Raw genomic sequence first — 539 nt, 5'->3', positions numbered from 1 at the left:
TAATGGTTTGGTGAGCAACAGCGTTAAGCTGTTATCTCGACCTCGTTAATAATAGAGTTTATTAAAGTAAACATTAAAGTTGGTTGTTAGACTTATAAATAATCCACGTACCATTTATCTTCGTTTAAGAATCTTCTTTTTTTACTATCTATCAAATACTTATTATTTTTTTTGACGACAATATACTGTAGGTATTTGTTGTCAGTTCGTGTTGTCACAAAAAATCTATTTTTCCTGCTTTCTTGCATATCTATTATTTTTTCCTTATTCGGATCATAGACATAACTTCCTTCAACTCCCCATGAGATAGCATTTGGACGACTCATTTTGCGTTCCTTATCTGTGCAGTATTTGTTTATTATAGAAGCTACCCTTTGTTCCATCATACGATCTGCTTCGTCCCATGCCAACTGAGTATTTTGGTCTAACTCGTTACAATACTTCTCCCATTCATTCATTTCTGAAATAAAGTTTAGGACAAGTTTTTCAATCGTTTTTTTTGTAATATCATCCATACTTTAATTATCTTTATTATTAAT

At 31.2% G+C, this 539-nt stretch carries 1 protein-coding gene; it reads right to left on the bottom strand.

From position 1 onward, the window contains the following. Window positions 1–92: 92 nt before the first annotated feature. Window positions 93–515, bottom strand: coding sequence for an NTF2 fold immunity protein (locus DXD04_RS16595; protein ID WP_018709296.1), 423 nt, complete (start codon window positions 513–515; stop codon window positions 93–95). Window positions 516–539 lie beyond the last annotated feature (24 nt).

This window comes from Phocaeicola plebeius (assembly GCF_003437535.1).
In the GTDB taxonomy this organism is placed as follows: Bacteria; Bacteroidota; Bacteroidia; order Bacteroidales; family Bacteroidaceae; genus Phocaeicola; species Phocaeicola plebeius_A.
The sequence above is the reverse complement of the archived record's forward strand: the minus strand, read 5'-3'. Positions and strand labels throughout refer to the sequence as shown.

Excerpts from the sequence above, each read along its gene's own strand:
- DXD04_RS16595 (WP_018709296.1), bottom strand. The coding sequence starts at position 515 with ATGGATGATATTACAAAAAAAACGATTGAAAAACTTGTCCTAAACTTT.